This window comes from Oceanobacillus bengalensis (genome assembly GCF_003628445.1).
In the GTDB taxonomy this organism is placed as follows: Bacteria; Bacillota; Bacilli; order Bacillales; family Amphibacillaceae; genus Oceanobacillus; species Oceanobacillus bengalensis.
Genome location: NZ_RBZO01000032.1, coordinates 27445 through 44418 on the forward strand (window position 1 = coordinate 27445; position 16974 = coordinate 44418).

Annotated in this window: 15 protein-coding genes and 1 pseudogene; 14 read left to right on the forward strand and 2 right to left on the reverse strand. The window is 35.1% G+C overall.

Annotated features, from left to right (window positions below; genetic code table 11):
• Positions 1 to 51: 51 nt before the first annotated feature.
• The 4 genes from D8M05_RS16480 to D8M05_RS16495 all read left to right on the forward strand — a co-directional run bounded on the left by D8M05_RS16480 (position 52) and on the right by D8M05_RS16495 (position 4459).
• Complete coding sequence (locus D8M05_RS16480; RefSeq protein WP_121133771.1) at positions 52 to 957, forward strand: AbiJ-NTD4 domain-containing protein; 906 nt, start codon at positions 52 to 54, stop codon at positions 955 to 957.
• A gap of 823 nt (positions 958 to 1780) precedes the next feature.
• Positions 1781 to 3472 carry a methyl-accepting chemotaxis protein gene (locus D8M05_RS16485; protein ID WP_121133773.1) on the forward strand — a complete coding sequence of 564 codons (1692 nt, stop codon included), beginning with the start codon at positions 1781 to 1783 and terminating at the stop codon, positions 3470 to 3472.
• A gap of 131 nt (positions 3473 to 3603) precedes the next feature.
• Positions 3604 to 4173, forward strand: a complete 570-nt coding sequence (locus D8M05_RS16490) for a hypothetical protein (RefSeq protein WP_121133775.1) — start codon at positions 3604 to 3606, stop codon at positions 4171 to 4173.
• A gap of 46 nt (positions 4174 to 4219) precedes the next feature.
• A complete protein-coding gene (locus tag D8M05_RS16495) occupies positions 4220 to 4459 on the forward strand; it encodes a hypothetical protein (protein WP_121133777.1) in 240 nt (79 codons plus the stop codon).
• 239 nt (positions 4460 to 4698) lie between these two features.
• Here D8M05_RS16495 and D8M05_RS16500 read toward each other — a convergent pair whose 3' ends face one another.
• On the reverse strand, positions 4699 to 5877 hold the full coding sequence (locus D8M05_RS16500) for an MFS transporter (RefSeq protein WP_121133779.1): 1179 nt from the start codon (positions 5875 to 5877) through the stop codon (positions 4699 to 4701).
• A 153-nt stretch (positions 5878 to 6030) separates the two neighbouring features.
• Between D8M05_RS16500 and D8M05_RS16505 the strand changes: the two genes are divergently transcribed.
• The 4 genes and pseudogenes from D8M05_RS16505 (at position 6031) to D8M05_RS16520 (ending at position 9385) form a co-directional block, all read left to right on the forward strand.
• Positions 6031 to 6789, forward strand: a complete 759-nt coding sequence (locus tag D8M05_RS16505) for a TrmB family transcriptional regulator (RefSeq protein ID WP_121133781.1) — start codon at positions 6031 to 6033, stop codon at positions 6787 to 6789.
• A gap of 33 nt (positions 6790 to 6822) precedes the next feature.
• Positions 6823 to 7245 carry a GNAT family N-acetyltransferase gene (locus tag D8M05_RS16510; RefSeq protein WP_121133783.1) on the forward strand — a complete coding sequence of 141 codons (423 nt, stop codon included), beginning with the start codon at positions 6823 to 6825 and terminating at the stop codon, positions 7243 to 7245.
• A gap of 206 nt (positions 7246 to 7451) precedes the next feature.
• A pseudogene (locus D8M05_RS16515) lies at positions 7452 to 8201 on the forward strand (SDR family NAD(P)-dependent oxidoreductase).
• Between the two features lie 230 nt (positions 8202 to 8431).
• Positions 8432 to 9385, forward strand: a complete 954-nt coding sequence (locus D8M05_RS16520) for a tRNA dihydrouridine synthase (RefSeq protein WP_121133785.1) — start codon at positions 8432 to 8434, stop codon at positions 9383 to 9385.
• 90 nt (positions 9386 to 9475) lie between these two features.
• On the opposite strand, the gene D8M05_RS16525 is transcribed toward D8M05_RS16520, so the two are convergent.
• Positions 9476 to 10681, reverse strand: coding sequence for an Nramp family divalent metal transporter (locus D8M05_RS16525; protein ID WP_121133788.1), 1206 nt, complete (start codon positions 10679 to 10681; stop codon positions 9476 to 9478).
• A gap of 513 nt (positions 10682 to 11194) precedes the next feature.
• Between D8M05_RS16525 and D8M05_RS16530 the strand changes: the two genes are divergently transcribed.
• The 6 genes from D8M05_RS16530 to D8M05_RS16555 all read left to right on the forward strand — a co-directional run bounded on the left by D8M05_RS16530 (position 11195) and on the right by D8M05_RS16555 (position 16282).
• On the forward strand, positions 11195 to 12088 hold the full coding sequence (locus tag D8M05_RS16530) for a 3-hydroxyacyl-CoA dehydrogenase (RefSeq protein WP_121133790.1): 894 nt from the start codon (positions 11195 to 11197) through the stop codon (positions 12086 to 12088).
• Positions 12089 to 12278: 190 nt separating this feature from the next.
• The gene (locus D8M05_RS16535) at positions 12279 to 12857 is read left to right on the forward strand and encodes a hypothetical protein (RefSeq protein WP_121133792.1); all 579 of its coding nucleotides are present in this window, start codon (positions 12279 to 12281) and stop codon (positions 12855 to 12857) included.
• Positions 12858 to 12898: 41 nt separating this feature from the next.
• Positions 12899 to 13591: a response regulator transcription factor gene (locus tag D8M05_RS16540; protein ID WP_121133794.1), complete on the forward strand. Its 693-nt coding sequence runs from the start codon at positions 12899 to 12901 to the stop codon at positions 13589 to 13591.
• 83 nt (positions 13592 to 13674) lie between these two features.
• Positions 13675 to 14598, forward strand: coding sequence for an ABC transporter ATP-binding protein (locus D8M05_RS16545; RefSeq protein WP_121133796.1), 924 nt, complete (start codon positions 13675 to 13677; stop codon positions 14596 to 14598).
• Positions 14591 to 15358, forward strand: a complete 768-nt coding sequence (locus D8M05_RS16550) for an ABC transporter permease (protein ID WP_121133798.1) — start codon at positions 14591 to 14593, stop codon at positions 15356 to 15358. The genes D8M05_RS16545 and D8M05_RS16550 overlap by 8 nt, the downstream gene beginning before the upstream one ends.
• A gap of 24 nt (positions 15359 to 15382) precedes the next feature.
• Positions 15383 to 16282, forward strand: a complete 900-nt coding sequence (locus tag D8M05_RS16555) for a sensor histidine kinase (RefSeq protein ID WP_121133800.1) — start codon at positions 15383 to 15385, stop codon at positions 16280 to 16282.
• The last annotated feature ends 692 nt before the right edge of the window (positions 16283 to 16974 follow it).

Below are 16974 nucleotides of genomic sequence, written 5' to 3' on the forward strand. Positions count from 1 at the left end.
TGAAAGTTACCTATTTAATAAATGATAAATTGGAATTTAAGGAGATGGCTTATGAAATTATATTCTGAAAGACATGGTATAAGAGCACCACTGGAAAAGACATATTCTATTAACAGAGATATGTATTCATTATTTTTAGATTGCTGTAAAAGATATCAAAAAAACTTAACACATATTTTCACTCTAAATTGTCACCATGACTTTACAGATAGTGACTATGTTGCATTTGATGAAAAAGGATTTATAACTAGAATTAAAATAAGAATCCCGTCTCTTTTTCGGAATGAGTATGATAGGATTTGCACGCCGGCATATGACGATGAATATGATCAGTATGCACTTTTAGACCTTATTGAGTTCTTTGCACAAAATATTAAGGATATCTCTGAACGATGGAATAATGAGAGATACCGAAACTACCAAACGATAGACTGCCTTAATTCTTCAGATATATTTAAGAATTTCCAAGAGGCAATAAATGAAATATTTACTGAGTCGGGATTACTTTATGAACTAACGGGTGAAAAGATTATAGAAAGAATTGTTGAGAACAGTCCACTTACAACGGAAATTGAAAATAATTTAGCAGCAGTACATGAGGTAGGCACAAGAGAGTTGTTGAAAGATGCTGTTGCATTATATAAGACACCAAATCCTACAGCACGACAAGATTCAGTGGAAAAGATATGGGATGCGTTAGAACGTCTAAAAACTTACTATACAACATTAGATAAGAAACATTCATCAGAAAAAATAGTAAATGATATGGCAAAAGGAAATGATGATTTTGCCGATTTGTTTAATAATGAATTTAAGATGTTGACGGATATTGGAAATAAATATCGTATACGGCATCATGAAACTAATAGGATTGATATAACTGATGTCCGTTATTACGACTATCTTTTCAATCGTTGTTTATCACTAATTGCACTTGCTATACAATATTTGAAGTAAAAGAAATACTGATTATGTAATATTCATTTGATAAAGGAAAATTCGGCAAAACCGTAGATGTGTTGTTAGGCTGAAATGAAAATCAAACTACATATTCTTACATTTACAATGTGATGACATTACGAAAGATTGGAAAGGAAATTCTTTAGATAAATTCCAATTTGTCGATGAATTTATGAGCATAATGTGTTTTGTTACGGATATAGTGGATATGTTCCCGTCTACCGATAGTGCCAAAAACTCAGTGGATATGTTTCCGAGAATGGGCATACTCAAATGACATTCATTCTGTCCTCTCGAGCCATGTGGAGACGGTCGTATTGTTGGAGAGAAAATTGTCTAACTAAAATAACCCTTGGCTGTTAAAATAAACATTTGCTAATCCAACCCTGATTTCGCTAAAATAATCATTTGCGAATTCGGGGTCTTTTCATGCCTCCCCTAGACTTGCTCATCTAGGAAGAAGAGAAAAGTTGGAAAGGTCAAGAACTGCAAGGGTTTAATGGGAATATTAAATTTGTTCAAGTCTGACAATAATTCTGGAGAATGTTTTTACATAATTTTGACAGTTATAAATCCCTCAATTTGCTAACAAATCGATGTAATTTACCGATGATATTAGTGTTCGAACATAAAAGTTGGAATCTTGCTAGGGAGGAGAACAAATACAGAATGTTAAAAAATTTAATTCTTAAGCTAAGAGGTCAAATGTTTGAGATTGATGTGCATCAGAACAGTCTGATTTTATAAAAGGAATTATAAATTTAGGGGGTCAATACATACCTATTTATTTCAATATTTTAACTGACAGGAGAGGACTAGCATGAAAAGACTATTAAAATTTAAAAGAATTAGTACAAGAATAATGTTTGGTTTTGGATTACTTATCGTATTAACATTTATATTAAGTACGTTAAGCTATCTAGCTATTGACAAATTGAATAATAATACAAAAGAAATTATTGAAAAAGAAGTGCCATTACTAATTATTGATGAAAATTTTACTTATAATATGTCGCAGAGTTTATCAATGGTTCGTGGTTATTTTCTATATGATGATAAGGAGATAAAGGAACGATTAGAGGCTAATATGGAAAAAGGTGAAGAAATAGAAAAGGAAATGTTGAGTAGAAGTGATTCAGAAAATATAAAATCTCTATTAGACAAAAAAGCAAAATGGGAAGATTTAGTAATCGACTCAATAAACGAATATGAATTTGGTAACAGTGAAAAGGCTAAAGAAATATTATTAGAATCCATGTCACTTTCCGATGAAATAATGAATAGTAGTGAAAAATTGTCTTCAAGTAGAGAGGATAACTTGAAGGAACAAGGCGAAGAAATTGTTTCGTATGGTAAATCAACCGTTATTTTTATTTTAATCATTTCCGGTTTAGTTTTAATAATTGGTATTGTTATTGCTTTTAAAACTACAAAGTCTCTTACAAATCCTATTTTGGCAATTATGAAACGAATGAATGATTTGGCAAAAGGTGATTTAAGTAAAGAACTGTTAAAAACCGAAGCTGAAGATGAGATAGCACAACTTGCTAAAGCAACGAATACAATGAGTGACAATAATAGAAACCTTCTAAGTAGAATTGCTGAAGTATCAGAATCTGTCTCAAGTCAAAGTGAAGAGCTAACCCAGGCAGCTAGCGAGGTGAAAGCTGGAACAGAACAGGTTGCAACCACAATGGAGGAACTAGCAACAGGGTCTGAAACACAGGCCAATAGTGCAAGTGAATTGACAACTATTATGGGAACATTTGCTAATAGAGTTGAAGAAGCAAATGAAAATGGGGAACGTATTCAAGAGAATTCAGGAAAAGTATTAGAGATGACAACTAAGGGAAGTCAACTAATGAACTCCTCAACCGAACAAATGAATAAGATAAATCATATAGTTAAAGATGCTGTAGAGAAAGTGCAAAGTTTAGATAAACATTCACAGGAAATTTCTACACTTGTCTCTGTTATAAAAAATGTTGCAGATCAGACAAATCTTTTGGCTCTAAATGCGGCAATTGAAGCCGCAAGAGCAGGTGAACATGGGAAAGGCTTTGCTGTTGTTGCAGATGAAGTAAGGAAATTAGCTGAGCAGGTTGCTTCATCCATTAACGAAATTACTGGAATTGTTAATAATATACAAACTGGATCTAGTATTGTAGTTGACTCACTAAAAAATGGATATTCTGAAGTAGAACTAGGAACATCTCGAATTGAAACAACAGGTGAAACATTTAATGAAATTAGTTCAGCCGTTACAGAGATGGTACAAAGCATTCGTTTCGTATCTGAGAATCTCTCTGAAATTGCGGCAGGTAGTCAAGAGATGAGTAGTTCTGTCGAAGAAATAGCTTCTGTTTCTGAAGAAGCAGCGGCAGGTGTGGAACAAACAGCAGCATCTGCACAGCAAACTAGTGGCTCGATGGAAGAAGTAGCAGGAAGTTCTGAGCATCTTGCAAAGTTGGCAGAGGAACTAAATGAACTGGTAAGACTGTTTAAATTATAAGGTTGTAGTGATATAGTGAATTTTTCTTGCTAATTTTACACTACTGTTGCTTTAATCTCCTTCCTAAATAAAGCTACATAAATTAATCATTTATCCACAAAATAAGACTAAATATATTAGGAGGCCATTTTGTGGATTATAGAGAATATTGGGATGAAATTTATGTGAAAACAGAGCAATTTAATGAGCTAATATCAGCCTATTGGAATACTTATTCCAATATTGGTACATGGCAGTTTTGGGTAACTTTGCTGTTTTTTGTTCTTCCATTGGTTTTACTTTTCTTTACAGTTGATCGAGATAGGATATTTGAAGTCCTTTTCTTTGGCTATACGGTACATATCTTATGGACTTACGCCAGTATGTTTCTTGAAAGAATGAATTTCATGAATCATACATACTTTCTTTTACCTACTCTGCCATATTCTTTGAATATAACGGCATCCGTACTTCCTGTGGGATTTTTGCTTTTATATCAGTATACAACAAAACATAAGAGGAATTTTTATATGTATTCCATTCTGTTAAGTGCAGTATTTGCATTTGGTTTTGCAATGATAGAAGAATGGATGGGCTTACTAGAGTTTCATAAGGGAGCAAATAATTTCCATATATTCCTTGTTGACCTTGCAGTAGTCTTTATATCCTACTGGTTTACATTGTTTATAAAGCGATTAAAGTATAAACATTCTAAAAAGTAATCCAAGAGGGACTTAATAGCGTTTATTTGAATTTTGGGGTGATAGGATGACACGAAATTATATTGCAGTGACGTATGATGTTTGCAATCATAATAATCTATATGAAGATTTGAATGAATATCCTTTAGATATGTCTATAGATATAGATAAGCAAATAAGGGAATTCGCGAAAATGGATGTTGCCCCCTTAATAAAGGTTTATGTATCAGATACAAGTGACTTTAAAGCGTTCAGATTGTATAGAGAATATAAATTTAATGAATATGAGTGTAGTTGTAGTCAATAGGAGATATATAGATAGAAGCAAAGTGGAGGTGAAAGGGTATAGTCATCCAGATCAGTCTGTTACGATTTGTGCAATCCCCCTATAAGGGAGGAGACTCGCTAATCAGAGCGATTAAATACCCCACCTTCTTAGCTGTAAAATAAGCCCCTCGTAATTCAGTCTTTCTTAAATCTTCCTGTTAATTTCCTACCAGCGCAATCAACCACTGCGATTTTCACATTTCTAATTGTTTATTTAACTTATTTTGCAATATTAGCACTGTTAATGTTTTTTCGAGATTCTTTTCTATTAACCATGGATAAAGACACAACAAAAAGGGCAAATAATGCAAATACCCCACCAACTATGGGATTCATCTCGATACCAGCACGCTCAATGACAACTCCGCCGATCATAGAACCAAATGCAATTCCAAAATGCTGTGCGGAATTATTTATGCTCTGTTGAATATCAGAAGTTTCTGGTGCAGAGTCGATTAGGTAGCTTTGTATGGCTGGTGTGACTGCCCAGCTCAGCATACTCCAAATCATCATAACAATGATAAATGCAGGGAAAAAGTCTAACGTAAATGGAATGGAAGAAATCGATATTGTGAAAATAATGATTACCCCAATTATTGTTTTTTGCGGACCGAAGCGATCCGATAAGAATCCTCCAAAACCGCCGCCGATGATTGCTGCTACTCCAAACAATAATAAGATGATGCTAATCCAATTTCCTTCTAGTCCAAAAGTCGTTTGCAAGTACGGTGTGAGATAAGCATATAGCGTTAAATGTCCTGATAGGAATAAAAGGGACGTTAGCTGTATCAATATAATTTTTCTACTTTTCAATGACCGCAACTGTTCTTTTAATGGAATGCCTGGTTTAGGCTCCATTTTGCCCATGAAGAAATAGATGCAAGTAATGGACAGAACGGTAAGAATAACGATTAGTAAGAATGGAGCACGCCAGCCAAAGACATTACCGAGCACTAAACCCAACGGGACACCAAGTACTAGTGATGCAGTTACTCCCATAAATACGACTCCAATTGCCCGAGCACGATAGGATTCCGATACAATATTTGATGCAATAGTCACACATAATGAAATAAGTAATGATGCGCTCATCCCCGATAACACTCGAGCAAGTAAAAGAATCGTATAGCCTGGACTTAGCATGGCTAAAACGTTCGCAAAAAGAAACACGAGCAATGTGAATAGGATGAGCTTTTTCCTTTCTACCTTAGAAGTTATCGATAAAAGAATTGGGCCAGAAATGGCATACGCAAAGGAAAAAATTGAAATTAACATGCCTACTTTTCCAAGTGAGACATTGAGATCGTGGGCAACTAAGTGGAGAATACCCCCTAAAATTAATTCTACTAAACCAACAACAAAAGAAACAATTGTCAGTAGGTACACACGCTTATCCATAAAACACCTCATTATTAATAATGTATAGTTACCACTAAAAGGGTAACGTTTATCAGAATAACATTTTGCATTTAGAAAAACAAGTGGAAATAAACATATAGTTTGGTTATGCTAAGTGAAGAGACTATATCAATTTACAAATGAGGGGATTCAATGCTTCAACAATTTGGTTTTACACAATATGAAAGTCAAGTGTATACATCGCTTATTACGATTAATCAGGCTCTTGATGCAACAGCTATTGTAAAGCGGTCTGGCGTTCCTCGTTCAAAAGTCTATGAGGTTTTAAATAGACTTGTAGTTAGGGGTATTGTGTTAGAGGCGACTGTTGAGAAGAAGCGCCAATACACGGCACTGCCGATGGAGATGTTGATTGAGAAATTAAAAACAGATTTTGAGCTAAATATAGAAGAACTGAGGAAAATAGAAGTAGAGGAAGTGGAAGTGGATGATCGAGTTTGGACATTAAAAGATAATCAATCAATCACCTCTGTAATAAAGGAATTGTCAAAGGAAGCGACAAAATCAATTTTTATCTCCGCATGGGCAGATGATTTACAAAATTACTTGCCTTTACTTGAAAAAAAATATCAGGGTGGTTTGGAAGTGGTTATTCACGTAATTGGAAAAATTAATACCATTATCCCAACGGTTTACACGCTGATTCCTAATCAAAGCCATAATATGCTAGAACGAGGCAGAATTTTGATTGTTGATGATCGTGAAATGTTATTTGCGGGAATGGAAGAGGGAAGTTGGCAAGCCATTCGGACACAATCGCCACCACTCGTAAAGTTTTTTACGGAATTTTTCTATCATGATGTTGTTCTAACTAAAATCACGGAGCGCTATCATAATATTGTGATGGAAGATGAAGACATTAAAAAAATGCTTCTGAAACTTCGTTATTAAAGGTGTACAAATAAAAGCAAAGGGGATGAAGAAATGGAGATAATTCAGCAGTGGAAAAAAGATGATAGTGAATTTATCAGGAAGAAATTAATCGAGTATAATATGGAACAACTTCCTGATGAGCTTAAAACTCCCAATGAAGCTATTAGTTTTGTTTTGAAAGATGTTGAAGGAAGAATAGTAGGTGGAATTACAGGCAATATGTATTGGCATAGCTTGCACGTTGATTTCTTATGGGTAGATGAAAGTGTTAGAAATGAGGGTTATGGAAGTAAATTGCTAAGGAAAATGGAAGACTTCGCACAAGACAAAGCATGTCGACTTATACATTTAGATACGTTTAGCTTCCAAGCTCCTGAATTTTATAAAAAAAATGGATATGAAGTTTTCGGTACGATTGAAAATCATCCAAAGGGATTTAATCAATATTTCTTACAGAAAAGATATGATAAATGAAAAAGATTGGATCACCTCGTTCTTAGGATCTAAATAGAGCAATTTGTAGAATCATGGAAAAAGGTATGATAATCGAATCGTTTGGGGAACAGTGTGAAAATAGATAAGAAATAGATTAATACGGATTTTTTTTGATTTGTAACTTTAAGGTATATAATGTAAAAGAAGGGTTTTATTCTTAAATAACATCATGGGAGGCATTTTACATGAATAAAGTTGCTATTATTACAGGTGCTGGAAGTGGCTTAGGACAAGCTACTGCAGTTCAATTAGCAGAAAAGGGAGTTAACATTGCTGTAGTCGATGTTAGCGAAAAAGGCGGAAACGAAACGGTAGAAATGGTGAAAAAATCGGGAGCAGATGCTATTTTCATTAAAGCCGATGTATCAAAAGCAGAAGAAGTGAAGAATTATGTTGATAAAACAGTTGAACACTTTGGTACAATCGATTATTTCTTTAATAATGCGGGGATCTCTGGTAGTGGGCAATTCTTCTTGAATACGAAAGTAGAAGAAATTGACCAAATCGTTGGTATTAACTTGCTTGGAGCTTTATACGGTGTCCGTTATGTTTCATAAGTAATGTTAAAAAATGGTGGAGGTTCTATTGTTAATACAGCTTCCAGTGCTGGTGTGATAGGACAAGACTCTGTGGTGACTTATTCAGCTACAAAACATGGCATTGTTGGTTTAACGAAGAGTATGGTTGCCGAGTATGCGAAAGACGGATTACGTGTAAATGCGATTGCTCCAGGGCCAACTGAAACACCAATGGTTAAAAAGTTTTATGAAGATAATCCTGAAATGAAAGCTAATGCAACAAGCGGTATACCACAAAAACGTTTAGGTACACCTGAAGAAGTAGCTGAACTTGTAACATTCCTATTAACTTCTAAAGCACAATACATCAATGGAGAAGTTATTCGTATTGATGGTGGATTTACAAATACAAAATAATTTAAAGTGAGTATTTTTATTTTGAGGTTTGACAATATTTCTCGGGTTTTTCAATAATAACCCGGGATTTTTTGTGTTTTTTAATCGTTTTTAATGACAAAACTTACTATAGTTTGATAAAAAGTACTGAAGCATGATATAAGTGTAAAAGTAACGGAGATATTTTTACTTTTAATTTTGGGACAGGAATTTGAACTAGGGTCCCATCATGAGAGGATTTGAATTTAAATATGACAGATAATTTTTGGCGTGATCTACCACGACCGTTTTTTATACTAGCACCAATGGAAGATGTGACGGATGTTGTCTTTCGTCATGTCGTGAGCGAAGCAGCTAGACCTGATGTGTTTTTCACAGAGTTTACAAATACAGTGAGTTATTGTCACCCAGAAGGAAAGCAAAGTGTGCGTGGACGTTTGACTTTTACAGAAGATGAACAACCAATTGTGGCTCATATATGGGGGGATAAGCCTGAATATTTTCGTGAAATGAGTATTGGTATGGCAGAAGAAGGATTTAAAGGTGTGGATATTAATATGGGATGCCCTGTACCTAATGTAGCATCAAAAGGGAAGGGCGCGGGTCTAATTCGTTATCCTGAAGTAGCAGCTGAATTGATCGAAGCAGCAAAAGCAGGAGGACTGCCCGTAAGTGTGAAGACAAGACTCGGTTACACGGATGTAGACGAATGGCGTGATTGGCTGACACATATATTGAAGCAAGACATTGCTAACCTTTCCATTCATCTGCGTACAAGAAAGGAAATGAGTAAAGTCGATGCGCATTGGGAAGTGATTCCAGAGATAAAAAAACTACGTGATCAAGTGGCACCAGATACACTTCTTACAATCAATGGAGACATCCCTGATAGGCAAACTGGCATGGAGCTTGTTAATAAATATGGTGTTGATGGGGTTATGATTGGTCGTGGTATTTTTAAAAATCCATTTGCCTTTGAAAAAGAGCCAAAAGAACACAGTAGTGAGGAATTGCTTGATCTCTTGAGATTGCAGCTGGATCTTTTTGACAAATATTCAAAAATAGAACCCCGACAATTCAAACCGCTTCGTCGCTTTTTTAAGATATATGTAAAAGGGTTTCGAGGAGCAAGTGAATTAAGAAATGAATTGATGAGTACAGAGACAACAGATGAAGTACGTGCATTGCTCGATAACTTTGAGTAAGAGAAATGTTGTGAGAAATGAAATGTAGATACTAACTGAAAAAAAGTAGCAGGGTACCTAGATTACCCTGCTACTTTTTGCTTTTTTACTTTACAATATCCCGAAAGAGTTAAGTGATAGTAGTAACGTAACAGCAAAAATTGCCCACCCAGCAATGTTAACCCATAATGGATTCGTATTCTCGCCAAGTAAACGTTTATTATTCATAACGAACATTAATAATAAAACAATTACAGGTAAGATGAGTCCATTTGCATATTGAGAGAATAATATAAGTTCAATTGGACTGTAGCCAATTGCTGAAAATATAATTCCGATTGCTAAAATGGTTATCCAAATAAAACGGAATCCACGAGATTTAAGATCACTACTCCAACCAAGGACACCAGTTGTCGCATATGCAGCTGCTAATGGTGCAGTCATAGCAGATGTTACTCCCGCAGCAAATATCCCGATTGAAAATACATACTTAGCCCATGAACCTAATAATGGTTCTAATTGTACGGCCATTTCAGTTGGATCACTTATACCTGTACCATATGGGAAAGCAACAGCAGCAGATACCATAATCGAAACAGTAATTACCATAACAATTAGAAGGGAGAAGATAATGTCAAAACGACTTTCTCCTAATCCTGATTTATCTTTCCATCGTTCCTGTACGGTAGATGACTGTAAAAATAAGGTGTACGGTACAATCGTTGTCCCGATTAAGGAAACGACAAGTAATGTTGTCCCGTCTGGAATTGTTGGTACAAAACCAGTTAACATCTCACTTAAGTCAGGCCTAACTACGATAGCTGTTAGGAAAAAGCTTAGACTTATTATTAGTATTAGGACAACAAATATTCTTTCAATTGTTTTATAATTTCCAAACCAAAGAAGCAATCCAGAAACAAGACCTACAACTATTCCCCATATATTAACGGGGATGTTTGTGATCGTTGCTAAGCCAATCGCACCACCAGTAATATTACCTGCTTCATATGCGGCATTACCAATGGTAACAGCTGAAATAATTAGTACAATGATTACCGTCTTTAATACTGGGTTTGTGAACTGCCGACGAAAGGCAGTACCTAAATCGATACGTGATACGACACCTAGTCTGGTAGACATCTCTTGTAAGAACATTGTTGCAATAATGGAAAAGACAACAGCCCATATAAGAGCATAGCCAAATTCTGCACCAGTTTGTGATGCTGTAGCAATTGTCCCAGGTCCAACAATCGCAGCTGCAACAATTGCTCCCGGTCCAACATTTTTTAATTTTTCTAAAAATCCTTTTTTATGCATATTTCCCTCCTGTTATGTGATAATTTTTCTCATTCTAAGTTGCTTGTCCAATCCTTTCCGTAATAACAACTCCTTTATTTACAGGAACCAATGCAATTAGCTTAAATAACAAATAATATAATGAGCGGTCTCATTAGTATTAACTATTTATTGGGAATTACTTTGGGACCCCTGTAATGGATTTTACTGTTTTTATGGGAAACGCTATTTCTCCCTAAAAACACATAACTCACATAATAACATCGTAAAATGATACTTGTCACTTGTTAATTAGCTAAAATTGCTCTAAGAATAAAAGTTTAATACTTCAAGCTAATTCGAATTTATATAAAAAATAATAATGGTGGCGGATGGTTTGTTGTTTAAAGCTGGGGACACAATAGATAGATGCGAGTTACCAGTTAAACAAAAAAAGGGAATTTAGATCTTTCGACAATATAGGATAAGTTTCTTTAAGTACAGTTATAATAGGTATAAAGTTAAAGTGATTCCAAATTAGATAGGAGAATTTCTATGGATTATAAACATATTACTGTAGCAGGTAGTGGCGTTTTAGGAAGTCAAATTGCTTTCCAAACTGCTTATAAAGGATTTAATGTATCTGTATACGATATTAATGATGAAGCATTAGAAAAGGCAAAAGAGAGATTTCATCAATTAAAGCCGGTGTATCAAGAAGACTTAGGCGCTACAAAAGAAGATGTGAATGCTGCTTATAATCGCCTGTCTTTTTATTCCGATTTAAAACAAGCAGTAGAAGGGGCAGATCTAGTAATTGAAGCTGTGCCTGAAGTTGTTAAAATAAAAAATGAATTTTACACAAGTTTGGCAAAAGTAGCACCAGAAAAAACAGTATTTGCATCAAATTCATCCACATTGTTGCCAAGTCAATTTGCAGAAGTAACAGGTCGTCCTGAAAAGTTCTTAAATTTACACTTTGCTAATGAAATTTGGAAAAATAATACAGCTGAAGTAATGGGGCATTCTGGAACAGATTCGAAAGTTTTTGAAGAGGTTCTTGAATTTGCAAAAGCAATCGGAATGGTCGCTTTACCACTCCATAAAGAACAACCAGGATATATCTTAAATTCTTTACTTGTTCCATTTTTAGATGCTGGACAGCAACTATTAGTGAAAGGAGTTGCCGACCCAGAAACTATTGATAAAACCTGGATGATTGCAACTGGAGCACCAAAAGGTCCATTTGCTATTTTAGATGTGGTTGGCATTAACACACCTTATAACCTTTCTCTTGCAAAAGCTAAAGCTGGAGATAAGGATGCTGCTGAGGTTGCAGAATATTTGAAAACGGAGTTCTTAGATAAAGGAAGACTTGGGAAACAGAATGGAAAGGGATTTTATGACTATCCAAATCCTAAATTTGAAGATCCTGATTTTCTGAAATAATCGTTGAACAATGCATTAGAATCTAAGATTTAAAACAAAAAATGACTAGATCCAATAGGGGTCTAGTCATTTTTTTCGCCAATGAACAAATCTTAATGTTTTCTTAAGGAATCTATTAAGCTCTTCTTAAGATATCCAAAGTATATTGAGAATAGAATTGTTACTTTGATAACAGAAGGGGAGAAGGTTTATGGCAGAAAAAAAGGTTTATATTCTTTTAACAGACACGGGTTCACTATTAACGAAATTGATAAAGCTATATACAAAGAAGGCCTATAATCACGCGTCGATATCCTTCGATTCTGAGTTATCAGAGGTCTATAGCTTCGGAAGGAAAAAGATTAATAATCCATTTAATGGTGGATTTGTAAAAGAAGATGTTACGAATGGTTTGTTTAAACAAGCAGACTGTGCGATATATTCTTTTACCGTTACAGCAGAAGAAATGGGACGAATGAGAAGATATGTAATGGGAATGGAAGAAAATAAGGAATCCTATCGCTATAATTTCTTAGGATTATTTGGGTTTCTATTAAATAAGCCAATAAAAAGAAAAAATGCATTCTTTTGTTCAGAGTTTGTTGCATCCGTGCTAAAGGAAAGTAACAGGATTCATTTTGAAAAATCAACGGCACTAATAGCACCAAATGACTTTGAGGACATAACAAATTTCCAATTCGTGTATGAAGGAAAGGTAAAGGCTTATCATAATAAAGACGTAAGTGAAGAAATGGCTGTTCCAACTCATTTCATCCCAGTTGGAATGTGAAACATTTTCCTTTTACAATTTTAGATAAGGGAGAATTTAATGTGAATCAGGCGATTAATATTTTAGTTGTTGAAGATGACAATGATATAAACCAATTGTTATGTAAAATTATCAAAAAGAGCGAGTACCAAGCACAACCTGCTTATTCTGGTACAGAAGCAATGATGTATTTGGAAAACCAGAAGTGGGATTTAGTTCTACTTGATTTAATGCTACCGGGTATGACTGGAGAGGAGATTCTTCAAAAGCTAAGTGAAAAAGGATCTATTCCAGTAATTATCATATCAGCTAAAAATGAACAACAAACAAAAATAAATACTTTACGATCTGGCGCAGATGACTTCATTTCCAAGCCATTTGACGTGGAAGAGGTATCTGCTCGTATTGATTCACTACTACGAAGATACAACCATACGAATGAACCGACAAAACAAGAAGTGCTTACGCATAAAGATATTGAGATTGATTTGGAAGCAAAGGTCGTTTACGTGAATGGGGTAGAAATTACATTGACAGTTCGTGAATATGCGATTCTTGTGCTACTGATGACATCACCTAATAAGGTATTTTCCAAATCGAACTTATTCGAAAGTGTCTGGAATGAACCTTTTCATGGGGATGACAATACAGTGAATGTTCATATGAGCAATTTAAGAAATAAGCTCTCTAAAGCAAACCCTGATGTGGAATATATCGAAACGATTTGGGGAATGGGCTATCGTCTTAAAACTTAAGCTTTTCTTAAGTTTTGTCTTAAGTCTTTCTTATGATTTAGGCTCCATAATAACATTATAGTAATTAAGGGGAGGCAAGCTGAATGAGCGAATATATCTTAAGAACCAGTCAACTTTCAAAAAAATACAAAAATACTTTAGCCCTTGATGATGTTAATATATCGGTTAAAAAGGGAGAAATATATGGATTTATTGGTCAAAATGGAGCGGGTAAGTCCACGTTGTTACGCATCGTGACGGGGTTATCTTTTTCGTCAAAAGGCTCCATTGAGTTATTTGGTGAGAACAATCCAAGTATGTTATCAGATGCACAGAAAAGAACAGGAGCCATCATTGAAAGTCCTGCACTTTTCCCAAATATGACAGCACATGATAATTTAGAAGTTCATCGCTTGCAAAAAGGTATACCAGGAAGAGAATCTATCAACAAAACCTTGGAGCTTGTTGGACTTAGTGAAACAGGAAATAAGAAAGTGAAAAACTTTTCACTTGGAATGAAGCAAAGGCTTGGTCTTGCAATTGCACTATTAAGTGATCCAGAATTATTGATCCTCGATGAACCGACAAATGGACTTGATCCAATGGGGATCGCGTGGCTTAGGGAATTAATTAAAAAGTTAAACCGTGAGAAGGGACTGACGATTTTAATATCCAGTCATATCTTAAGTGAACTGCATCAACTAGCAAGTCGTTACGGGATTATCCATCAAGGAAAACTTTTAGAAGAAATCTCAGCAAAAGAGTTGGATGAGAAATGCAGACAACATTTGCGGATTAAAGTGGACCAACAAGCGAAAGGCGCCACCATACTTGAATCTACTTTATCTACTACTGACTTTGAGGTAATGCCAGATGGTACGATGAAGCTTTATGCTTATCTTGATGATGTTCGAAAGGTATCAAAGGCTTTAACAGACAATGATCTTGTAATCGAACATCTTTCGCAAAATGGTGACAGCCTCGAAAGTTATTTTAGGGAGCTAGTTGGAGGGGTGGAAGATGAGTAATCAGATTAGGGCAGAATTATTTAAATTACAAAGAAATAAGACGTTTTGGGTATTAGTACTAATTTCTACAGGCATAAGCGCATTGCTACATTATTTAGTGATTATTGAGTGGTGGCAAATGCAGAATACAGCTTTTGATCGTGCTGGGCTGAGTGAATTTAATGCCATATCTACCTTTACAGTACCATTATTCTTTAACTTAATAATCAGTCCGTTAGCAGGCTTTTATATCTCGAATGAATTTTCGAATAGTAGCGTCATTAAAAATCAAATAATAAGCGGTAGCAAAAGAAGTCATATCTTCCTGTCGAAGTATCTCGTATTTACTATAGGATCAATTGTATTAACGATTATTATTCCAATAATGACTGCAATCATTGAGGTTATTTTGTTAGGACATGGAGATATTTTGACCCCTTCTACCATGCTTTATTTAGGTAGAGCCTATAGTTTATTTACCCTTCAATATTTAGGCTATACAGCAATTCTTATATTGATTGCGATTATTACCGAAGATAGTGGGAAAACCATTATTTTCTCTATTGTATTAACAATAGTGATGTTTGTAATTGAAAAACTACCTAATATACCAATTGTAAGTATGATTTATAATAACTCGATTTTTAATCAATTTAGCGAAGTTTTTACGTTTTCCATGACAAGTGGAGAAATACTAAAGTCTATTTTAATAGCATTGGTAACGTTAATCATCATAACATTATGTGGCGTTATTGTTTTTAATAAAAAGGAAATCAAATAACGTTTAACGGAGTAGGTGAAAAAAGTGGTCTATCTATTAATTATTGTATCCCTGATAGTTGTTTATCTTTCCACTCGCTTATTTTCTATAAAGAATGAAGTGAAGAAAATAGGTAGACAACTGCAAGCGTATAATCAACAAAAAACAAACAAAAAAATAGATATGGCTCTTTTGGATCAGAGTATTGAAAACCTAGGGATAGAGATAAATCAACTTATTGATATGCATGTAAAAGAAAAACGAGAAAGAATACGCTCTGAAAATGAGTTGAAACAGACCATTGCTAATATGTCACATGATTTGAGAACGCCACTAACTTCTATTTTAGGATATATCCAAATGGCAGAATCAAACGAATTACCGGATGATGAGCGAAGAGAATATGTATCGATTGCAAAGAATCGAGCGAAAAGGCTTGAAGCCTTATTAAATGATTTCTTTGAGCTGTCAGTAATTGAATCTGCTGATTATCAGCTTAAGCCAGAGAGATTTAATATAAAGAATGTAACCATAGATGTGTTAATGAGTTTTTTCGACCGTTTTAATGATAAGGATATGGAACTAATTATCAATATACCAGAGCATAATGTATTCATTACAGCTGATCAATCAGCTGTAACGAGAGTGATTGAAAATTTGATTTCTAATGCAATCAAACATTCAAGTGGAAATAAAGTTACTGTTCGCCTTGAGGAGAAAAAGCAAGTGGTTCGACTTATTGTCCAAAATGAAGCACATGCATTAACGGAAAAGGATGTAGCACTCCTTTTTGACAGGTTTTATATGGCAGATGAATCCCGTTCAGGTAAAAATACTGGATTAGGCTTGTCCATTGTGAAGCGTTTTATGGAGAAAATGGATGGGAATATAACTAGTGAATTAAAAGATGGGCAGTTGTTGATTGTGTGTGAATGGTTGTCCTGAATGGAGAAGAGATTGTCAGCCGACGGAAGGAAGAGGAAATGGAGAGCAAAGGTAGTTGATAAAGGCTGTCAGGCGACGGAAGGAACAGGAAATAGAGTAAAAAGGTAGTTGATAAAGGCTGTCAACGACGGAAGGAAGAGGAAATAGGGTGCAAAGGTAGTTGATAGAGGTTGTCAACGACGGGAGGAAGAGGAAATAGGGTGCAAAGGTAGTTGATAGAGGCTGTCAACGACGGAAGGAACAGGAAATAGAGTAAAAAGGTAGTTGATAGAGGCTGTCAACGACGGAAGGAACAGGAAATAGAGTAAAAAGGTAGTTGATAAAGGCTGTCAACGACGGAAGGAAGAGGAAATAGGGTGCAAAGGTAGTTGATAAAGGCTGTCAACGACGGAAGGAAGAGGAAATAGAGTAAAAAGGTAGTTGATAAAGGCTGTCAACGACGGAAGGAAGAGGAAATGGAGAGCAAAGGTAGTTGATAGAGGTTGTCAACGACGGAAGGAACAGGAAATAGAGTAAAAAGGTAGTTGATAAAGGCTGTCAACGACGAAAGGAAGAGGAAATGGAGAGCAAAGGTATAAATGCTAGTCTAAGAATGTACAGAAATGATTGTTTAAGAATGTACAATTTGGATGAATAATCACATAATATTCTAGAGGTGATATTGTGTACATCCAAGTAAATATAAACATGGA